The 19,628-nt window shown below is 70.6% G+C and carries 16 protein-coding genes; 9 read left to right on the forward strand and 7 right to left on the reverse strand.

Annotated features, from left to right (window positions below):
• Positions 1-4: 4 nt before the first annotated feature.
• Both Q0066_RS13905 and Q0066_RS13910 read right to left on the reverse strand, forming a co-directional pair.
• On the reverse strand, positions 5-1,300 hold the full coding sequence (locus Q0066_RS13905) for a dihydrolipoamide acetyltransferase family protein (protein ID WP_298133893.1): 1,296 nt from the start codon (positions 1,298-1,300) through the stop codon (positions 5-7).
• 3 nt (positions 1,301-1,303) lie between these two features.
• Positions 1,304-3,481, reverse strand: coding sequence for an alpha-ketoacid dehydrogenase subunit alpha/beta (locus tag Q0066_RS13910; protein ID WP_298133895.1), 2,178 nt, complete (start codon positions 3,479-3,481; stop codon positions 1,304-1,306).
• Between the two features lie 145 nt (positions 3,482-3,626).
• Between Q0066_RS13910 and Q0066_RS13915 the strand changes: the two genes are divergently transcribed.
• The gene (locus Q0066_RS13915) at positions 3,627-4,379 is read left to right on the forward strand and encodes a GntR family transcriptional regulator (protein WP_298133897.1); all 753 of its coding nucleotides are present in this window, start codon (positions 3,627-3,629) and stop codon (positions 4,377-4,379) included.
• Here Q0066_RS13915 and Q0066_RS13920 read toward each other — a convergent pair.
• On the reverse strand, positions 4,357-5,697 hold the full coding sequence (locus Q0066_RS13920; protein WP_298133899.1) for an iron-containing alcohol dehydrogenase: 1,341 nt from the start codon (positions 5,695-5,697) through the stop codon (positions 4,357-4,359). The genes Q0066_RS13915 and Q0066_RS13920 overlap by 23 nt on opposite strands.
• Entirely contained in the window at positions 5,694-7,238 is a 1,545-nt protein-coding gene (locus Q0066_RS13925) for an FGGY-family carbohydrate kinase (RefSeq protein ID WP_298133900.1), read from the reverse strand. The genes Q0066_RS13920 and Q0066_RS13925 overlap by 4 nt, the downstream gene beginning before the upstream one ends.
• A 124-nt stretch (positions 7,239-7,362) precedes the next feature.
• On the opposite strand from Q0066_RS13925, the gene Q0066_RS13930 reads away from it, so the two are divergent.
• From Q0066_RS13930 to Q0066_RS13940, 3 genes are all read left to right on the forward strand, one after another.
• The gene (locus tag Q0066_RS13930) at positions 7,363-8,406 is read left to right on the forward strand and encodes a zinc-binding dehydrogenase (protein WP_298133902.1); all 1,044 of its coding nucleotides are present in this window, start codon (positions 7,363-7,365) and stop codon (positions 8,404-8,406) included.
• A gap of 103 nt (positions 8,407-8,509) precedes the next feature.
• Positions 8,510-9,391, forward strand: a complete 882-nt coding sequence (locus Q0066_RS13935) for a class II fructose-bisphosphate aldolase (protein WP_298133904.1) — start codon at positions 8,510-8,512, stop codon at positions 9,389-9,391.
• Positions 9,388-10,161, forward strand: coding sequence for an HAD-IA family hydrolase (locus tag Q0066_RS13940; RefSeq protein ID WP_298133906.1), 774 nt, complete (start codon positions 9,388-9,390; stop codon positions 10,159-10,161). Before Q0066_RS13935 ends, Q0066_RS13940 begins: the two co-directional genes overlap by 4 nt.
• Before the next feature lie 3 nt (positions 10,162-10,164).
• Here the strand turns inward: Q0066_RS13940 and Q0066_RS13945 are convergent, their stop codons facing one another.
• Positions 10,165-11,433, reverse strand: coding sequence for a RuBisCO large subunit C-terminal-like domain-containing protein (locus tag Q0066_RS13945; protein WP_298133908.1), 1,269 nt, complete (start codon positions 11,431-11,433; stop codon positions 10,165-10,167).
• A 1-nt stretch (position 11,434) separates the two neighbouring features.
• The gene (locus Q0066_RS13950) at positions 11,435-12,250 is read right to left on the reverse strand and encodes an HAD family hydrolase (RefSeq protein ID WP_298133910.1); all 816 of its coding nucleotides are present in this window, start codon (positions 12,248-12,250) and stop codon (positions 11,435-11,437) included.
• A gap of 160 nt (positions 12,251-12,410) precedes the next feature.
• Here Q0066_RS13950 and Q0066_RS13955 point away from each other — a divergent pair, with 160 nt between their 5' ends.
• On the forward strand, positions 12,411-13,913 hold the full coding sequence (locus Q0066_RS13955) for a glycerol kinase (RefSeq protein WP_298133912.1): 1,503 nt from the start codon (positions 12,411-12,413) through the stop codon (positions 13,911-13,913).
• Positions 13,914-13,990: 77 nt separating this feature from the next.
• Here Q0066_RS13955 and Q0066_RS13960 read toward each other — a convergent pair whose 3' ends face one another.
• Positions 13,991-15,226 (reverse strand): glutamyl-tRNA reductase, encoded by a 1,236-nt coding sequence (locus tag Q0066_RS13960; RefSeq protein WP_298133914.1) that lies wholly within the window; start codon positions 15,224-15,226, stop codon positions 13,991-13,993.
• A gap of 62 nt (positions 15,227-15,288) precedes the next feature.
• Between Q0066_RS13960 and hemE the strand changes: the two genes are divergently transcribed.
• Genes hemE through Q0066_RS13980 form a run of 4 tightly spaced genes read left to right on the forward strand, consistent with a single transcriptional unit; the run spans position 15,289 to position 19,628 of the window.
• Positions 15,289-16,395, forward strand: coding sequence for a uroporphyrinogen decarboxylase (gene hemE / locus Q0066_RS13965; protein WP_298133916.1), 1,107 nt, complete (start codon positions 15,289-15,291; stop codon positions 16,393-16,395).
• Between the two features lie 28 nt (positions 16,396-16,423).
• Positions 16,424-17,734 (forward strand): FAD-dependent oxidoreductase, encoded by a 1,311-nt coding sequence (locus Q0066_RS13970; protein WP_298133918.1) that lies wholly within the window; start codon positions 16,424-16,426, stop codon positions 17,732-17,734.
• 32 nt (positions 17,735-17,766) lie between these two features.
• On the forward strand, positions 17,767-18,450 hold the full coding sequence (gene hemQ / locus Q0066_RS13975; RefSeq protein WP_298133920.1) for a hydrogen peroxide-dependent heme synthase: 684 nt from the start codon (positions 17,767-17,769) through the stop codon (positions 18,448-18,450).
• Positions 18,447-19,628 (forward strand): ferrochelatase, encoded by a 1,182-nt coding sequence (locus tag Q0066_RS13980; protein ID WP_298133922.1) that lies wholly within the window; start codon positions 18,447-18,449, stop codon positions 19,626-19,628. The genes hemQ and Q0066_RS13980 overlap by 4 nt, the downstream gene beginning before the upstream one ends.

The raw sequence follows: 19,628 nt of genomic DNA on the forward strand, positions 1-19,628 counted from the left end.
CGGATCAGATCAGTAGCTGAATCGGGTGCGCGATCAGCGTGGCCAGGGCCTGCAGGTACTGCGCGCCCAGGGCGCCGTCGATGGCGCGATGGTCGAACGACGCGGTGATCCGGCAGGTGGTGGCGACACTCAGCTGACCCGACTCGTCCACCCACGGCCGGGGCTTGGCGGTGCCGATGGCCAGGATGGTGCTCTGCGGCGGGTTCAGGATCGCGGCGAAGTCGTCGATGCCGAACATGCCCAGATTGCTGACGGTCAGCGACCCGCCCTCGAGCTCGCGCTGCTGCAGCCGGCCCTCGCCGGCGCGGGCCGCGAGGTCGGAGATCGCGGCAGCGAGCGCGGTGATGCCCAGCTGCTCGACGCCACGGATGACCGGGGTGACCAGCCCGCGCTCGCTGGCCACCGCCACCGCGACGTCACTGCCGGCGTACTGCAGCATCTCGTCGTCGCTCCAGCTGACGTTCGCCTCGGGCACCCGCTGGAGGGCGAGTCCGGCCGCCTTCACCAACAGGTCGTTGACCGACACCCGCCGCTCGGCGGCGGCGTTCACCTCGGCGCGCAGCGCCAGCAGTGGACCCAGATCGAGTTCACGGGTCAGGTAGAAGTGCGGTGCGTTCTGCTTGGACGCCTGCAGCCGGTTGGCGATCGCCCGCCGCAGCCGGGTGTGCGGAATCCGGGTGACTTCGGCGGTCGGCGCCGGAGCGGTGGGCGTGGGGGCGGGGACGGCCGGGGCGGGTTGCTGGGCGGCTCGTGCGCGGGCCGCCTCGACATCCTTCTTCGTGATCCGGTTCGCCGGGCCGGTGCCCGGAATGTCGTCCAGTTCCAGGCCGTACTCCTTGGCCAGCCGGCGGGCGAGCGGGCTGGAGAAGATGCGCTCGCCGGCGCGGCGGGCCGGAGCGGCGGGAGCCTCGGGCTCGGGGGTTGGTGCCGCGGGAGCCTTCGGAGTCTCGGGATCGGCTGCCTGCATGTCTTCGGCCACCGCGATCGTCTCCACCGACGGTTCCGGCTCGGACGCACCGCGCAGCTGGGCGACCAGGTCCGCCGCCACCGCTGGATCCTCGCCGGGTTCGGAGAGCACCGCGATCGGGTCGCCCACCGGGGCCCGGGTTCCGTCGGCGATCAGCAGGGTGTGCACGACCGCGTCCGCGTCCGCCTCGATCTCGACCAGCGCCTTATCGGTTTCGACCGTTCCCAGCACGGTGCCCTCCGACACCCTCTCGCCGGGGCTGACCGCCCAATGGTCCAGCAGTGCCGTGTCGGCGTCGGCCGAGACACCGGGCATGCGCAGCAGGAAGGCCATCGGTCATCCCTTCAGTTCGTTGAGGGCGGCGACGATGTCGTCGGTGTTGGCGTTGGCGGCGGTCTCCAGCGCCTTGGAGATGCTCGGCGCGGCCTCGCCGCCCTGCACCCGCAGCACCGGGGCGTCCAGCCAGTCGAACAAGCGGCGTCCGATCTCGCCGGCCAGCCACCCGCCGTAGGAGGTGCCCTGGGCGCCCTGCTCGACGATCACCACCCGGTTGGTCTTCCGCACCGATTCGGTGATGGTGTCCCAGTCGATGCTGGCCCGGTCGAGCCAGCGCAGGTCGATGACCTCGCCGTCGACGCCGGACTGTTCGACGGCGTCCAGGCAGCGCTGCACCATCGACAGGTAGCTGATCAGGGTGACCTCGGAGCCTTCGCGGCGCACCGCGGCCCTGCCGAACGGCAGCACGTAGTCGAGGTCGGTCGGGGCCGGCCCTTCCAGCTTGTACAGGTCGGCGTCGTGTTCGAGCACCGCCACCGGGTCGCCGGTCAGCATCGCGGCGTTGAGCAGCCCGACGTAGTCGACGGCGGTGGACGGCGCGATGATCCGCCAGCCCACCGAGGTGGACAGCACGCCCGCCGGATCCATCGAATGCTGCGAGCCGTAACCCGTTGTGGTGCCGATCTTCAGCCGCATCAGCATGGCCATGTCGTGGTCGCCGCCGAACATGTGCCGGGCCCGGCCGATCTGGTTGAAGATCTGGTCGGCGGCCACCCAGATGAAGTCGGCGTACATCAGCTCGACCACCGGGTAGAACCGGCCGTCCAGCGCGATGCCGCCGCCCAGCCCGGTGAAGCCGGCCTCGGCGATCGGGGTGCCCAGCACCCGTCCGGGGAAGTCCTGCGGCAGGCCCTTGGTCGCGCCGCGGGAGCCGCCGTTGAGCTTGTGGACGTCTTCGCCGAGCACCAGCACCCGGTCGTCGGTCTCCATCCGGCGATGCATCACCGCGGCGATCACGTCCACGAACCGCGCAGTGGCCAGCTCGTCGGCGGCGAAGTCCAGTCCGGTGCGCACCCGGGCCGGGTCGATCTCCGGCCAGTCGCCGCGGATGCCGACGTCGATGAAGGACGCCGGGGGCCACAGTTCGGGCCTGATTCGCAGCTGCCCGGGCCGTCCGTCCGGGTCGGGTTCGGTGATCCGTCCGGCCAGCTCGCGCATCAGCTGCTTGCAGGCGCGGCGCAGCGCGTCCAGCTGCTCGCGGTCGGCGATGTCGAGCCGCTCCAGGTGCCGCTCGGCCATTTGCAGCGGGTCGCGGTCGCGCCAGCTGGCCTCCTCCTCCTTGCTGCGGTAGCCGAAGGCGCTGCCCGGGAAGGGGCCGTTCTGATGGAAGTAGCGGTAGGTGTCGGCCTCGACCACGGCCGGCCCCTGCCCGGTGCGGACGTGGGCGAGCACCTCGTCCATCACCAGCTTCACCCCCAGTGCGTCCTGGCCGTCGACCCGCCAGCTGGGAATGCCGAAGCCGAGGCCGCGGACGGAGAGCCGCGCATCGGCGGTGGACTCGTCGTCGGTGGTGGAGACCGCGTAGTGGTTGTTCTCGATGAAGAAGACGATCGGCAGCTTCCAGGCGGCCGCGATGTTCAGCGCCTCGAGGGTGGAGCCGATATTGCTGGCGCCGTCGCCGAAGTAGGTGACGGCGACCGCGTCGGTGCCGGCCAGCTGGTGGGCCTTGGCGAACCCGGTGGCGAACGGGACGGCGCCGCCGACGATGGCGTTGGTGCCCATCGCCCCGATCTCTTTCCACTGCAGGTGCATCGAGCCGCCCCGGCCGTGGCAGTAGCCGTCGGACAGCCCGGCGATCTCGGCCAGCGTCCGGTACAGCACGGTGACCACGTCCGGCGTCCAGTCGGCGCCCAACCGGAACCCGTCAGGCGCCACTGCGTTGAGCGCCTTGGCCAGGAACTGGTGGTGACCGCGGTGCGAGCCATTGATCTGGTCGGCGGTGGTGAGCGGAAGCGCCGATCCGACCGCGCCGGCCTCCTGCCCGATCGAGGAGTGTGCCGGGCCGTTGATCAGCTTCTGGCCGGCCAACTCGAGCACCTGCTCCTCGAAGGCCCGGATCAGGTGCATCTGCACCGTCATGGTCTCCAGCAGGGCCGGATCGGCGGCGTCCCAGTCGGCCTGCTCGGCGATGAACTGGTTCCAGGCGGCCGAGGGCTGCAAGGGCTCAATGGTCGGCATACTTCGTTGCCTCCTAGGGCACGCGGGCACCGCATCCATGCGGTGACTACGGGTGAGGTAAGCTCAGGTAGCCTCAAGCTACAGGACATGATCGTACATGTACAGCCAAGTTGCATGCTCGTTCCGATCCCCCAAGGAGTGATGCGTGACCACCACCCTGAACCGGAACTCGGCTGTTCCGCTCTACCTGCAGCTCGCCGACGAGTTGCGGAACAAGATCCTCAGTGGTGAATGGCAACCGGAACAGCGCATCCCGTCCGAGAACGAGCTCAACCAGATCTATTCGATCAGCCGGATGACCATCCGGCAGGTGCTCGGCAAACTGGTCGACGAGGGCCTGGTGTTCCGGGTGCACGGCAAGGGCACCTTCGTCGCGCAGCCCAAGATCGCCACCCGCTCGCCGTCGTACCACGGGGTTCGTGAGCAACTCGAGCAGCAGGGCTACTCGACCCGCACCGAGATGCTCAACTCGGGTGAACTCGAGGCCGACGTCCGGCTGGCCCGCGAGCTCGACGTGCCGGTCGGCACGCCGCTGTCGATGGTCGAACGGCTGCGCTACGCCGGCGACACCCCGATCAGCCTGCACAAGTCGTACGTGCCGATGCCGCTGGCGCCCGGCCTGCTCAGCCACGATCTCGCCGAGAAGCAGCTCTGCCAGGTGCTGGCCCGCGACTACGGCCTCGACATGGCCTACGTGCACGAAAGCCTGGAGTCGCTGAACCCCTCACCCGCCGAGCTGAGCGCGCTGCGGGTGCGCCGCGGCATTCCGCTGCTGCTGCTCGAACAGCGGATCAGGGACGCCTCGCACCGGCTGTTCGAGTACACCCGGATCAAGTTCCGGGGCGACCGGGTGCGGCTCGAGTTCGACTACGACCTCACCGGTCCCCGGAAACGCTAGCTTCGGCGCGGTCCAGCACCCGCCCGATCAGTTTCGGCGTCCACTCACCCGACATCACCAGCAGATCGGGCAGGGTGAGCCGGTCACGCATGAAGGGCAGCGCCGACAGCGTCCAGGCCAGCTGCTCGCGACCGACCGCCGGGGTCAACTCGTCGAATCGGACGGCGGCACCCCAATGCCGCAGCGTCGCCGCGCTGCGGGCCGGGTCGCCGACATAGCCGAACAGGACGTCCAGCAACTCGCCGCGACCCTTGTCGCAGGCGGTTTTGTCGGCGGCGTCCCAGGCTTCTACCTTGCGTTGGACGGCGCTCAGACACTCCTGCCCGAGCCGTCCGGACGGATCGAGCTCGGCCCAGGTGCCCAGCACCCGCTCGGCCAGGTCGTCGGGGTAGGTCAGCTCGGACCAACGCAGGTCGAACACCCGGCAGCTGGCCCGCACCTCCTGCCACAACGCGGTGCACAGCACGGTGGCGGCACCCACCTGGGCGCCGTGCAGGTCGTGCTCGGTGCCGCGCGCCATCGCGGTCATGTCGAGGATGTGGCTGACCAGGTGCTCCGACCCGGACAGCGGCGCGGTGGAGTCGGCGATGCCGATCACCAGGCCGCCCAGGGTGAGGCCGTCCACCAGCGCCCGCTGAGCCACCTCCGGGTCCGGGTCGGCGAGCTGTTCGACCGCGTCCAGCACCGGACGGACGACGGCGTCGTCGAACGGGCCGTCCAGTCCCAGCCGGCAGGCCAGGTACCAGTCCGCGGGCGCCGACCAGATCGCGATCGCGTCACCCACCCCCGAGCGGTTCAGCCGCGCCGGGGCGGCGCGGATCACCCGATCGTCGATCACCAGCGCCGAGGGCCAGCTGGACGGCTTGGTGCGTTTCGCCCCGCCGATCACCAGCACGCTGAGCGGATCGGAGAAGCCGTTCACCGACGCCGCGGTCTGCACGGCGAGCAGCGGCGCGCCGGAACGCGCCGCCACCACCTTGCCCAGATCGGTGATCGTTCCCGAGCCGACGCTGACCACCAGGCCCGGCGTCCCGACCTCGGCGACCGCCGCCTCGACCGTGGCCTCGTCGAGCGTGACGTGGCCGTGGGGCTCGCCGGCGGTGACCAGCCGGGCCGGGCCGACCAGACCGGCCACCCAGGACAGCAGGTCGACGTCGGCGGCCGTCTTGACGGTGTCGTCGGACAACAACACCCGCTCGCCCGGTGCGGCCAGCCGGCGCGCCAACCCCGGGATCTCATCCAATGCCGCCGGGCCGGCGGCAAGCCGGGTCAGCGCGCCGGCGGAACTCCGCCGCGCGAACGCGTCGAGGTCGGTCATGCGCGCCGGGTGATCGCCTGCAGCTTGTCCCAGATCGGCGGCATCGCCGTCCGGTACTCGCGGTAGATCTCGAAGTACTCGTCGTACAGCGCCGTCCGCTTCTTCTTCGGGCGGTAGCGCCGCAGGATGTTCACGGTGGCGTCCGCGCCCTGCTCGTAGGAGTCGAACAGCCCGGCCCCGACGCCGGCGACGATCGCCGCACCCTTGGCCCCGAACTCGGTGCCGGCCGGCACGATCACCTCGCGGCCCAGGACGTCGGCGAAGATCTGCGACCAGACCGCCGAGTTCGCACCGCCGCCGGCCATCCGGACCGTCTTCACCTCGGTCGGGATGGCGTCCAGGCAGTCCCGGATGCCGTAGGCGACACCTTCGTAGACGGCCCGCAGCAGGTCGTTGCGGGTGTGCGCACCGGTGATGCCGATGAAGGACGCCCGGGCGCTCGGCTTGACGAACGGGGCCCGCTCGCCGCCCGGTGCGGTGTAGCCGTGGAAGAGCACCCCACGGGAGCCGACCGGCACGCTCTCGACCACCTCGTCGAGGTAGTCGAAGAAGCTGAACTGGGGGCCGCGGGCCTCCGCCTCGTGCCGGAACTCGGCACCGAACTCGCGCAGGTACCAGTCCAGGTTCGGGGTGCAGGAGTTCATCCCCATGGCCCGGATCCAGGTGGTCGGGCTGTGCGGGATCACCCAGCCGACGTCGTCCGGGGCGATCGTGCCGCTCAGGTCGTCGGTGGCCACGGTGACGATGCCGGCGGTGCCGATCACCGCCATGCAGTCGCCCGGACGGGCCACGCCGACGCCCAGCGACGAGGCGGTGATGTCCATCTGGCCCTTGAACACCGGGGTGCCCTCGACCAGCCCGGTGAGCCCGGCGGCGGTGGCAGTGATCCCGCCCACTTGAGCGATCGGGGATTTCAGTTCGGGCAGCACGTTGCGGACGTCCGTCAGCCCGAAGTGATTCAGCACCTCGAGCGACCACTGCCGGGTGCGGACGTCGATCCCGGCCAGCGAGGCGTCCGAGGGATCGGTGGAGAGGTCGCCGGTGAGGTTGTACTCGATCCAGTCCTTGCACCACAGATTGGTGGCGCCCTCGAGCAGTTCGGGCTGGTTGTCCAACCGCCAGCGCAGTAGGGCGGAGGCGGTGCCGGCATAGGGGCCGAGACCGCTGGTCTGGAACTGCCGGCTGATCGTGCCGTCGGCGTACCAGCCGTCGATCAGGTCGCCGGCGCGGCCGTCTGTCCACAGAATGGCCGGCCCGGCCGGACGGCCGTCGGCATCGACCAGCCAGGTACCGTCGCCCTGCCCGGTGGCCGAGATGGCCACGATCTCCTCCGGTCTCACCGAGGAGCCCTCGATCGCTTCACGGATGGCCAGGGTGGCGGCCACCCAAACCGTCTCCATGTCCTCTTCGGCCATGTAGGTGGTGGGGTTGACGATCGGCACGTTCTTGGCACCCCGGCTGAGTTCGTTGCCGTGGATGTCGAAGATGGCGGCCTTGATCACGCTTGTCCCGGCGTCGATCCCCATCAGGTACTGCGGCATTGAGCTGTCCCTTCCGCCAAGGCGAACGCTCCGGTGCGTCCGCGCGGTCGCTGCGATGGTAACCAGAGTTGTATAGACATGTCTAGCGTTGGTCAAGCGTGCTGGACCGTGGTACGAAATGCGGGTGCGAGCTCTGGTGAAATACGCCCCTGGTCCCGGCAACATCGAGTTGCGGGACGTGCCCCGTCCCGAGCCCGGCCCCGGACAGGTGCTGATCGACGTCGCCTACGCCGGGGTGTGCGGCACCGACCGGGCCGCCCTCGACGGACGCTACGGCGGACTGATCCCGCGCACTTTGGGCCACGAGGCGTCCGGGGTGATCGCCGGGCTCGGGCCGGATCTCCGCGGCGACCTGGCGGTCGGCGACCGGGTCACCTTCGAAACGGACGCCTACCTGTGCGGCACCTGCCTGTACTGCCGGGCCGAGCAGTTCCAGCGCTGCCCGTACCGCAAGGGCATCGGCACCACCGCCGACGGCGCCCTGGCCGACAGTCTGGTGATGCCTGAGCTGGCCGTCCACAAGCTGCCGGACGGCGTCGCGCTGCTCTCGGCGGCGCTCACCGAGCCGCTGTCGATCGCCGTCCATGCGGTGATCGAGCGCAGCCCGTCCCTGGCCGGCCAGCTGGTGCTGGTCACCGGGCCGGGCGCGATCGGGGCGCTGACCAGCGCGGTTGCCACCGGTGTCGGGGCCACCACGGTGCTGATCGGACGCTCCCGGCACGCCGCCGCTCTGGCCGGCGCGCTGGACCGCGGCATCGCCAGCCACGTGGTGGACGTCGACAGCACCGACCTGGCCGGCTTCGTCAACGGGCTCACCGACGGCTACGGCGCCGACGCCGCCTTCGAGTGTTCGGCGGCCAACAGCTGGCCGCGGGACCTGCAGCCGCTGCTGCGGCGCGGCGGACGGCTGGTCCTGGTCGCGCTCTACCACGGTGAGGTCGGCGTCGACTTCGATCTGCTGGTCAACCGCGAGCTGGAGCTGATCGGGTCACGGGGAAAGAATGCGCAGAGCTATCGCACCGCCCTGCGGCTGCTGGCCGACGGCCGGATCGACGCGGAATCGTTCATCTCGGACGTGCTTCCGCTGGAGGAGTGGGAGGCCGGCCTGGAGCTGGTCGGACAGGGCCGCAAAGTCGTCTTCGAGGTCGGCGGCGCCGCACTCGGCTGAATCATTGGGCTAGTCAAAGGCTGGTCAGCGCCCCGCCAAGTTGTCTATAGTTGTACATACGTGTCGTCCACCGTCGGACCCGACAAGTCATCTGGAGGAGCCCATGCCCTACGTCAACACGCTGGATCTGGTGACCGCAGCCAAGGGCAGGGGCTATGCCGTTCCCGCGATCAACATCGTCGATCCGCTGACCATCAAGGCGGTCGTCGAGGCGGCCGACTCGGTGGGCTCGCCGGTCATCCTGCAGACCTCGGTGAAGACGGTGAAATCGGCGGGCGCCGGCGTCCTGCACTTCGCGGCCAAGGAGGCCGCCGAGAACGCCTCCGTCGGTGTCTCGCTGCACCTGGACCACTGCCCTGACCGCGAGGTGATCAGTCTGGCGATCCGGCAGGGCTGGTCGTCGGTGCTGTTCGACGCGTCCGATCGTGACTTGGAGCAGGCCCGCAAGGAGACCGCCGAGGTGGTCGCTGAGGCGCACGCCGCCGGGGTCACCGTGGAGAGCGAGATCGAGAACATCATCGGCGTCGAGGACGGCGTCGGTTCCGACGAGTCCCGGCACTCCTACACCGTCGAGCAGCTGGTCGAGGTGGCCAAGGAGACCGGCACCGATCTGATGGCGCCCCAGCTGGGCACCGCGCACGGCATGTACAGCGCGCAACCGGTGTTGCTGCCCGAGCGGGTGGAGCAGATCCTGGCGCTGTGCGACATTCCGGTGGTGCTGCACGGCGGCACCGGCCTGAGCAACGCCGAGTTCGACGAGTTCATCGCCGCCGGCGTCACCAAGATCAACATCTCGACCGCGCTCAAGCACGCCTACATGAAGACCGCGCTGGAGTACCTCAAACAGTGTGAGGCCAGCAACAAATGGGAGCCGGTGAAGCTCTTCGAACCGATGATCGCTGCCTCCAAGGAGCTGTTCGTCAGCTTCGCCGACATCTTCCATTCCGCCGGTAAGGACGGGGCTGGAAAGGGCGGTGCCCAGTGAGCGGGCACGCGCTGATCCTGGACTGCGACGGCGTCCTGGCCGACACCGAGAAGGACGGCCATCTGGTCGCCTTCAACCAGACCTTCGACGAGTTCGGCTACCCGTTCCGCTGGTCCGAGGACGAGTACGCCGACCTGCTCAAGGTGGGTGGCGGCAAGGAGCGGATGCGGCACTACCTGAGCCAGCACCCCGAGATCGAGCTGCCCGGTTCGGACGACCTGGACACCCTGCTGGCGCGGGTGCACAAGCAGAAGAGCGCCGACTACCAGGACATCGTCAACAGCGGCCGGATCCCGGGCCGTCCCGGCATCAAGCGGCTGGTCGAGGAGGCGCTGGACGCCGGCTGGCAGGTGGCGATCGCGTCCACCTCGGCGGTGCCCAGCGTCGAGGCCGTCGCGGTCGCCGTTCTCGGACAGGCCACCCGGGACCGGCTGGCCGGCATCTTCGGTGGTGACGTCGTTCCGGCCAAGAAGCCGGCCCCCGACATCTACCTGTACGCCCTCGACCAGCTCGGCCTCTCGGCCGGCGACGCCGTGGTGGTGGAGGATTCCGAGAGCGGCGCCAAGGCCGCGGCCGCCGCCGGCATCGCGCACATCGTCACGGTCAGCCACTTCACCCGCGACGACCCCTTCCCGGACGCCGTCGTGGTCGTCGAGAACCTCGGTGAGCCCGGCTCCCCGGCAGTCGTCCTGGCCGGCGACGACGTCCGCGACGACCGCGGCGTGATCGGCTTGGAGTCGCTCGAACGGATCGCCCGGTCACGTACCTAGGGGCTACAGGGTGCCCCAGAGCTTGAGCGCGGTCGCCAGCTCCTTGTGGTCGTTCGCCGCCTCGGACGCGGGGATGCCGGCCAGGGCGGCATCGACCGCTTGCCGGAGGGCTCGGACGCCGGCGGCGGCGCCGTCCGGGTGGCCCTGGATGGCGCCACCGACGCCGAGGACGATGTCGTGGCCGAGCTCGTCCATGAAGCGCTGCACGGTGCCGGGGTGGACGCCGCCGCCGACCACCGGGAAGGCCGGCTTGAGGTGCGGACGCGGCAACGACAGCTGCTGCGCGGTGCGCAGGTACTGCAGCCTCGAGATCGGGTAGCCGCCGTAGGGTGACACCAGCAATGCCAGGTCGGCGCCGGCCAACCGCGGGAGCAGCCCGGTCGCCAGCGGTGCGCTCATTCCGGTGCGCGGGCCCTCGTAGAGCGGGGCGGCGCCGGCGAAGTGGCCCAGGATCGGCACCCCGACCTCGTCGGCCAGCATCTCCACCGCACCCAGCCCGGCGGTGGTGTAGGCCACCATCAGGGCCCGGGCGCCGGCGTCCACCGCTCGCTTAGCGGTTGCCAGCATCCGGTCCGGACGGTCGGTGATGTTCGGCAGGTAGATGGTCCGCACCCCGGTCGCCGCGTACGCGCGCTCCGCGGCCGCGGTGAACAGCTCCACCCGGCGCAGCACCGTCGAATAGTCGGTGTTGCCCATCAGCTCGTCGTCCTTGATCAGGTCGATCCCGCCGCGCGCGGTGGTTTCGAAGATCTCGGCGGCCACCTCGGGCGGCAGCCCGGTGCACGGCTTGAGCATGTTGAGCAGCAGCGGACGGTCGGCGACCCCGGTGAGTTCCCGCAGCCCGGCGACCCCGAACCGCGGCCCGCCGAAGGCCCGCTCCAGCGCGCCGGGCAGTTGCAGGTCGACCAGCTTCGCCTCCAAAGACGTGGAGGCGTCGTTGCCGATCAGCGCGTTCAGCAGCTGCGGCAGCGAGGCGCCGAAGTTGATCGTCGGGAAGGCGATGGTGGCCAGGTAGCCGACCGCGCCACCCTCGGCATGCGTGGTGGTGTCGGCGGGCGGCATCGGCAGCACCTGGACGACGCGGCCCTCGTGCCGCTCCCGCAGCTCGGGGGTCAGCCCGGGCACCTCGACCCAGGTGCCGGTGGTCTGGCCGACCGCGAACCGCGAGATCCGCGCCCACGGGTCGACGTCGGCGGGCAACTCCAGGGCGTAGCTGGCCAGCAGGTAGTCGCCCTCGCGGGCCACCTCGGCGAGGATCGCGCGTGCCACCATGTCAGGCCCCGTGCGCCGCGGCCAGTCGTTCCAGCAGGTGCGCGGCGCCGTCGTCGGCATTGGACGGCGCCACGCCGCGTGCCACCTGATGTACCTCGGGCCGGGCGTTGCCCATCGCGACCGGGAAGCCGATCCGGCTCAGCCAGCCGACATCGTTGCCGCCGTCGCCCGCGCCGAGGACGTCGTCCGGGGCGATGTCGTAGCGCCGCAGCACCCACTCCAGCGCGTGCCATTTGGTCGACTCGCGGTCGACGAACTCCACGATGGTGTCCATCGAGCGCTGCACGCCGGGCAGCCGGCGGTGGATCTCGTCGGCGACCTCGTCCATCCGGTCGTTGGTCGCCCAGCCCATCATCTTCAGCACGACGGCGTCGTCGATGTCGTCCGGATCGCCGATCTCGGCGTCCTCGTGGTTGAGCACCCGAATCGTCTCGCGCATCGGACCGTCGGCGGCCACGTACAGACGGTCCCTGGTCCACCAGGTCAGGTCGAGGCCCAGGTCGTCGGCCAGCTCCCGGAATGCCCGCTTGTCGGCCGGCGCCATCGGGTTGACCGCCAGGTCCTCGTCCGTGGTCGGGTCGAAGACCAGCGCGCCGTTGCAGGCGATCGCCAGGTGCGGCAGTTCGGCCCGCCGAGCGATGTCCATGGCGTTGTGGCGGGTGCGTCCGGTGAGCAGGATCACCGGGAGGTTGAGCCGGCTCACCGCGTTCAGCGCGCGGATCGTGCGCGGGGTGACCAGAGAGTCGGCGCCGGCTAGCGTCCCGTCGACGTCGAGCGCCACGGCGCGGACTGTGGACAGGTCGAGATGATCCAGCATGGAGCTCCTTCCCGGGGAATCACGGAGGCTACAGGTATAGACAAGTATGTTCAAGGGTTGACCTGTTCAGTGAACCCTTCCTAAGGTGTGCCCGAGGGCGACCGCGATGGTGCGGCCCAGGGACCCAATCAACCCAACCACACTGATGTGAAGGGGAGCCATGACCAAATACATCCTCGGGATCGACTCCGGGACGACGAGCGTGCGCTCGTTCGTGATCGACGAAGCCGGCAGCGTCGTCGGTTTCGGCCAGCAGGAACTCACCCAGCACTATCCGCGGGCCGGCTGGATCGAGCACGACCCCAAGCAGATCCTGGCCTCGCAGCTCGAGGTGATGCGGGCGGCGCTGCGCTCGGCCGAGGTGACCCCGGCCGACATCGCCGCGGCCGGCATCACCAACCAGCGCGAGACCGCTCTGGTGTGGGAGAAGTCGACCGGTGAGCCGATCTACAACGCCATCGTCTGGGCCTCCCGGCAGACCGTGGACGTGGTGGAGAAGTGGGTCGCCGAAGGCATCGGCGGCCTGATCGAGGAGCGCACCGGCCTGATCCCCGACGCCTACTACTCGGCGTCCAAGATCCGCTGGATCCTCGATCGTGTGGCCGGCGCCCAGGAGCGCGCCGAGCGCGGCGAACTGCTCGCCGGCACCATCGACACCTGGCTGATGTGGAACATGACCGGCGGTGAGTCCTTCGTCACCGACGTGTCCAACGGTTCGCGGACCATGATGATGAACCTCAAGACGCTGGATTGGGACGAGGAACTGCTCGGCCACTACGGCATTCCGCGCAGCATGCTGGCCAAGATCCTGCCCAGCGACGCGCACTTCGGCGACCTCGAGTCGAGCTTCGGCGCGCCGATCCCGATCGGTTCGGACCTCGGCGACCAGCAGGCCGGCCTGTTCGGGCAGGCCGCCTTCGAGCAGGGTCAGTGCAAGATGACCTACGGCACCGCGGGCGTGCTGAACATCAACTGCGGCACCGAGCCGCAGCGGATCCCCGGCCTGACCCCCAGCGTCGGCTGGACGGTGCAGGGCAAGACGTCCTACGAGATCGAGGGCGTGCTGTTCGCCCAGGGCAAGACCATGCAGTGGCTGCGCGACGACCTGCAGCTGATCCACGCCGCACCCGACTCGGAGTGGTACGCGGGTCAGGTGAAGAGCACCGACGGCGTCTACCTGGTACCGGCCTTCACCGGCCTGTCCGCACCCACCTGGGACCCTTACGCCCGCGCCGCGATCATCGGCATCAGCAACGCCACCACCCGGCTGCACATCATCAGGGCCGCGGTGGAGTCGATGGTCTACCAGACCCGCGACATGGTCGAGGCGGCCACCGTCGACAACGCCGTCACCATCCCCGAACTGCGGGTGGACGGCGGGGCCGTCAAGAACAACCTGCTCTGCCAGATGCAGGCCGACATCTTGGGCATTCCGGTGATCCGGCCGAAGAACCACGAGGCGACGATCTTCGGCGCCATGCTGTTGGCGGGCCTGTCCAGCGGCGTCTACGGCTCGCTCGACGACCTGTCGAACATGTGGGCGGTGGAGCGGGTCTTCGAGCCCGAGATGAGCCGGGACGAGGCGGACGGCCTGTACGCCGGCTGGGTGGCCGCCCGTGAGCTCACCAAGGGCTGGACGAAGAAGCTGCCGCAGCAGGGCTGACGCGGCTCCCGACGGGCCCACGAGCACCATTCCCCTGGGTGCTTGTGGGCCTTCGCCGTCGCCGGCGAAGGGTGGGATCAGGCGGGACGGTCGATGCCGAAGACGGCGGACAGCCCGTCCAGGAACTCGTCGCGGCGTCCGGAGCCGGCCAGCTCGCGGGCCCGTACCGAGGGACCGTGCAGCAGCACTCCGGCGAAATGCCGCAGCGCGGCTTCAGCCTTCTCGGCGGTTTCGGGGTCGTAACGCCGGCGGATGCGGGTCAGTTCGGCCTCGAGCGCGTCTCCGACGTGGGAACGCAGCGCGGCGACCGCCGGCCCGACCGAATCGGCATCCTCGGCGTGTGCCGCGGCGGCCTGCCGGACGATCGCCTCGGCGTCGTCGGCCACCGCGAGATGGTGCAACGGGGCGTGCAATTTGATCGCCTCGAGGTCGAGCAGTTCCACGCCGGGCTGGTCGACCACCTGCGGATCGACGTTGCGGGGCAGACCCAGATCGACGATCACCCGGCGGCGGTGGCCGGTGTGCGGCCCACCGACCGGGCACTGCGCGGCGGCGTGGGCGGTGACCGGGCATCGGCCCTGGAACAGGGCGGGACCGACCACCAGTTCGGTGCTGGTGGTGCAGCAGACGATGATGTCGGCGGCGCTCGCCGTCGCGGCCACCGCGTGCCCGCTCACCTGCTGCAGCCCGTGCCGGGCGCCGAAACCGGAGCCGCGTCCGGACGGCGACCAGACGGTGATCGCCTGCACGCCACGGTCACGCAGCGCCTCCAGGCAGGAGGTCGCATAGCGCCCGGTGCCGACCAACAGCACCTTCTGTTCGGCCCAATCGGTGATCCGATGGGAGGCCAGATCGAGCGCCAGCCGGATCAGCGACGGACGCGCCGCGCCCAGCCCGGTGCGTTCCCGCACCAGCCGCCGGGTGGCCAGCGCGTCGGAGAAGATCCGCTGCAGCCGAGGGGTGGCGGTGCCGTGGCTCTCGGCACGGTTGAGCGCCCGGCGCACCTGACCGGTGATCTCGGGCTCGCCGATCACCACCGATTCCAGCCCGGCGGTGACGCCGAACAGGTGCCGTGCGGCCGCCTCACCGCGCAACAGGGTGAGCGGACCGCGGAGTCGTTCGATGCTGGACAGGGTGTGCGGCGCCACATCGAGATAGACCTCGAAGCGATTGCAGGTGCTCAGCACGATGCTGCCCGCGACGCCGTCCGCGGCGAGCAGAGCGTCCACGAGTGCCGTCCCCGCATCGCCGCTCAACTGCTCGAGAGCGGCGAAATCGTGGGTGCGATGGCTCGCGGTCAGGCACAACAGCACCGCGCCAGCATAGACCTCGGATAACGGCAGTGGGCGGTGTCAACGGAGAATAGGGTGCTGATGTGACCACGACAGTGCTGCCGGCGACGCATCCGCTCAACACCGACACCGCCTCGTCGTGGCTGGTCAGTGCGTACCGGGGTGAGCGTCCCGACACGACCCCGGTCTGGTTCATGCGGCAGGCCGGCCGTTCGCTGCCCGAATATCGCGAGCTGCGGGTGGGGCGCCGCATGCTCGACGCCTGCCTCGACCCCGAGTTGGCCGCCGAGATCACCCTGCAACCGGTACGCCGGCACGGTGTGGACGCCGCCATCTTCTTCTCCGACATCGTGGTGCCGCTGAAGCTCGCCGGGGTGCCGGTCGAGATCGAGCCCGGCGTCGGCCCGGTCTTCGCGGCGCCGGTCGACACCCCTGAGGCCGTTGATGCCCTGCTCGCCGAGCATCCGCCGGAGGGTTTGGACGGTGCGCTCGACCCGATCCGCAAGGCGGTGCGGCGCAGCGTCATGGCGCTGCGGCTGCTGCACGACGGACGGGATCCGCTGATCGGGTTCGCCGGCGCACCGTTCACCCTGGCCGCCTACCTGGTCGCCGGACGGCCCAGCAAGGACCATCTGGCCGCCCGGGCGATGATCCACCGCCACCCGGACGCCTGGGCGCGGCTGCTGGACTGGTGCGCCGAGCTTTCCGGACGGTTCCTGCGCGCCCAGGTGCTGGCCGGGGCGTCCGCGGTGCAGCTGTTCGACTCCTGGGCGGGCTCGCTGCCGGCCGCGATCTATGGCGCGCACGTCGCGCCGGCGTCCGCGAAGACCTTCGACGCCGTCCGAGACCTGACCGACGATCGTGGCCGCCCGGTGCCGCTGGTGCATTTCGCGGTCGGCGCGGGCGAGTTGTACGGCGTCCTCGACCTGGACGTCGACTGCATCGGGGTGGACTGGCGCACTCCGCTGGACGAGGCCTGGCGCCGGATGCCGACCGGTCCCGCGGTGCAGGGCAATCTCGATCCGGCGCTGCTCGGCGCGCCCTGGCCGGTGCTGCGGGAGGCGATCGACGACGTGCTGCGCCGTGGCGAAGTGGCACCGGGTCACGTGTTCAACCTGGGCCACGGGGTGCCGCCGAGCGCCGATCCCGAGGTGCTCACCCGGATCGTCGACCACGTGCACAGCCGTTGATGAGACAGTCGTTGATGAGGATGGGCCGATGAAGGCGATCGTCGTCGGCGCGGGAGCCGGCGGGCTGGTGGCGGCCTGGGAACTCGCCCGGGCCGGCTGGGTTGTGACCGTGATCGAAGCCGGCGAACGACCCGGCGGTCTGCTCAACCGAGTCGTAGTGGACGACCTTGCCCTCGACGTGGGTGCGGAGGGCTACTCGGTGCGCGGCGGGGCGGTGGCGCAACTGCTGACCGACCTGGGTGCAGCCGACCGGATCGCGCAGCCCGCGCCGGGCGGCGCCTGGCTGCAGACCGCGTCCGGGGCACGTCCGATCCCGAAACGCCTGGTGTTCGGGATGCCCGCAGATCCCGGGGCGAGCGACGTGCATGCCGTGGTCGGTGACGTGCCGGCGGTGCGCGCGGCGTCCGGGAGCCTGGCCGAGGTGGTCCGGGCCGGGTACGGGCAGCGGGTGCTCGACGACCTGGTCACCCCGCTGGTCGGCGGGGTCTATTCGACCGCGCCCGACCAGGTGTGGGTGGCCGACCTGGCGCCGGGGCTGGCGGATGCGCTGGACGCCGGGACGCCACTGCGGGCGGCGGTCAGCCAGGCCGCGGACACCGCCCCCTCCGGGGGCGCGGTGCATGGGCTGCGCGGCGGCATGCACACCCTCGCCGGGCTGCTGGTCAGCGCGGCGAGCGAGGCCGGTGCCGAGCTCGGCTGTGGTGACCCGGTGCGTGAGTTGAGCCGGCGTCCGGGCGGCTGGCGAGTGACCACCGCCCGGCGACAACTGGACGCCGATGTGGTCGTGCTGGCCGTGCCGCTGGACGTCGCCGTCCGGCTGCTCGGTGGGCCGGTGGTGCCGCCGACCACCGCGATCGACGTGGTCACCATGGTGCTGGACGCCCCCGGACTGGACGGCGAGGCGCCGCGCGGCACCGGCGTCCTGGTCGGTGCCGGGGTGAGCGGGGTGGCCGCCAAGGCGCTCACCCATTCCACCGCGAAATGGCCCTGGCTACGCGACTCGGCCGGCGGAAGGGACGTGCTGCGGCTCTCCTACGGACGCCGCGGGCAGCAGCCGGTGACGTCCGGCCTGGAGATCGAAGAGCTGACCGCGCTGGTCCGGGCGGACGCCTCGGTGCTGCTGGGCCGTCGGGTGCCCGAGCCGGTCGCCGTCCGACGGACGGGCTGGTCGATCCTGCCCCCTGGAACGCCCGGCCTGGCCCGCGCGCGGGAATGGTTGACTGGCCAGCGAATCGACGGTCTCGGCATGGTCGGGGCCGGAATCAGCGGGGTCGGGTTGGCCAACGTCGTGCCACAGGCCCGGGCTGAAGCAGAGAAACTGACAAGTAGTTGTGGATGAGTGGGCAGTTGTGAGCGAGTGGGGAGTTTGTGATGAGTGAGCAGGGTCCGACCGGATTCACGGTGTGGACGGTGCTGCGGCGCGATCCGCTGACCGCGCAGGGCCAGATCGGTCAGGCCGCGGCCGGTGCCGAGGCGCTGGCCGATGCTGTCGCCGCCGTCGAGGCGGGCGACGTGGTGGTGCGCGGCGTGTACGACGTCAGCGCCATGCGCGGCGACGCCGACCTGATGCTGTGGCTGCACGGGCCCACCGCGGAAGGCCTGCAGGCGGCCGTTCGCCGGCTGCGGCGCAGCCGGGAACTGGCCCCGCTGGCGCTGACCTGGTCGGCGATGGGCGTGCATCGCGACGCCGAGTTCAACAAGGCGCACGTGCCTGGGTTCCTGCGCGGCGTCGAGCCGCGCGGCTGGCTGTGCGTCTACCCGTTCGTCCGCTCCTACGACTGGTATGTGCTGCCCGATGACGACCGCAAGGCGATGCTGGCCGAGCACGGCCGCAAGGGCGCGGCCTTCCGGTCGGTGATCGCCAACACGGTGTCGGCGTTCGCGCTCAACGACTACGAGTGGCTGCTGCCGCTGGAATCGGACGAGCTGACCGACCTGGTCGACATGATGCGCGAGCTGCGCGCCACCCGGGCCCGGCTGCATGTGCGCGAAGAGGTGCCGTTCTTCACCGGACGCCGGATCGGGCTCGACGAGGTCGCCGAGGTGCTGGCATGAGAAGCACCCTGGGCATGAAGCCGCCGGCGGCGACCGGCGTCCATCTCAGCCCCGGCGCGGTCGTGCCGAGCGCCACCCCCGAGGCGGCAGGCGGCCCCGAGCACGTCGAGGCGCCCACTCGTTACGACGCGGTGCTGCTGTCGGGCTTCGGTGGCCCCGAGGGGCAGGACGACGTGATCCCGTTCTTGCGCAATGTGACCCGTGGCCGCGGCATCCCCGATGAGCGGCTGGAAGAGGTGGCGCACCACTACCGGCATTTCGGCGGGGTGTCGCCGATCAACGACCACAACCGCGCGTTGCGCAGTGCGTTGGAGGAGCGGCTGGCGCAGCGCGGACTGCCGCTGCCGGTGATCTGGGGCAACCGCAACTGGACGCCGTACCTGAACGACGCGGTCGCCGAGGCGTTCCAGCGTGGCTTCACCCGGCTGCTGGCGATTCCGACCAGCGCCTACTCGTCGTACTCGTCGTGCCGCCAGTACCGCGAGGACTGGGCCGACGCCCTGGAGGACTGCGGGCTGGCCGACCAGGTGGCGATCGACAAGGTCCGGCCGTTCTTCAACCATCCCGGCTTCGTGCAGCCGTTCATCGAGGGCGTCCGGGACGCGATCGCCGCGGCGGAGGCGGACGGCATCGACCGCGGTGCGCTCGAAGTGCTGTTCTGCACCCACTCGATCCCCACCCTGGACGCCGAACTGTCCGGCGGCGGCGGCGCCTATCCGGCGCAGCACCGCTCCGTGGCCGAGTACGTGATGGCCCAGGCGGCGCCCGAGATGGCCTGGCAGCTGGTGTACCAGTCCCGGTCCGGCCCGCCCAGCCAGCCCTGGCTGGAGCCGGACGTCAACGACGCGATCCAGGAGCTGCACGGACGGCGCGGCGTGATCCTGGTGCCGCTGGGCTTCGTCAGCGACCACATGGAGGTGATGTGGGACCTGGACACCGAGGCCGTGGAGACCGCCACCGAAGCCGGACTGTGGGTGCGGCGGACGCCGACGCCCGGCGTCCACCCGGCCTTCGTGGACGCCCTGGCCGACCTGGTCGCCGAGCGGATCGAGGGACGTCCGGCGGCGCGGCGCTGCGCGGTGACCGCCGAGGGCCCGTGGTTCGACGTGTGCCGTCCGGGCTGTTGCGAGAACCGGCGACTCGGCTTCAAGCCGGCGGTCGCGGGGCTGGCGCCGTAG

It is taken from the genome of Micropruina sp., from assembly GCF_027492755.1.
In the GTDB taxonomy this organism is placed as follows: Bacteria; Actinomycetota; Actinomycetes; order Propionibacteriales; family Propionibacteriaceae; genus Micropruina.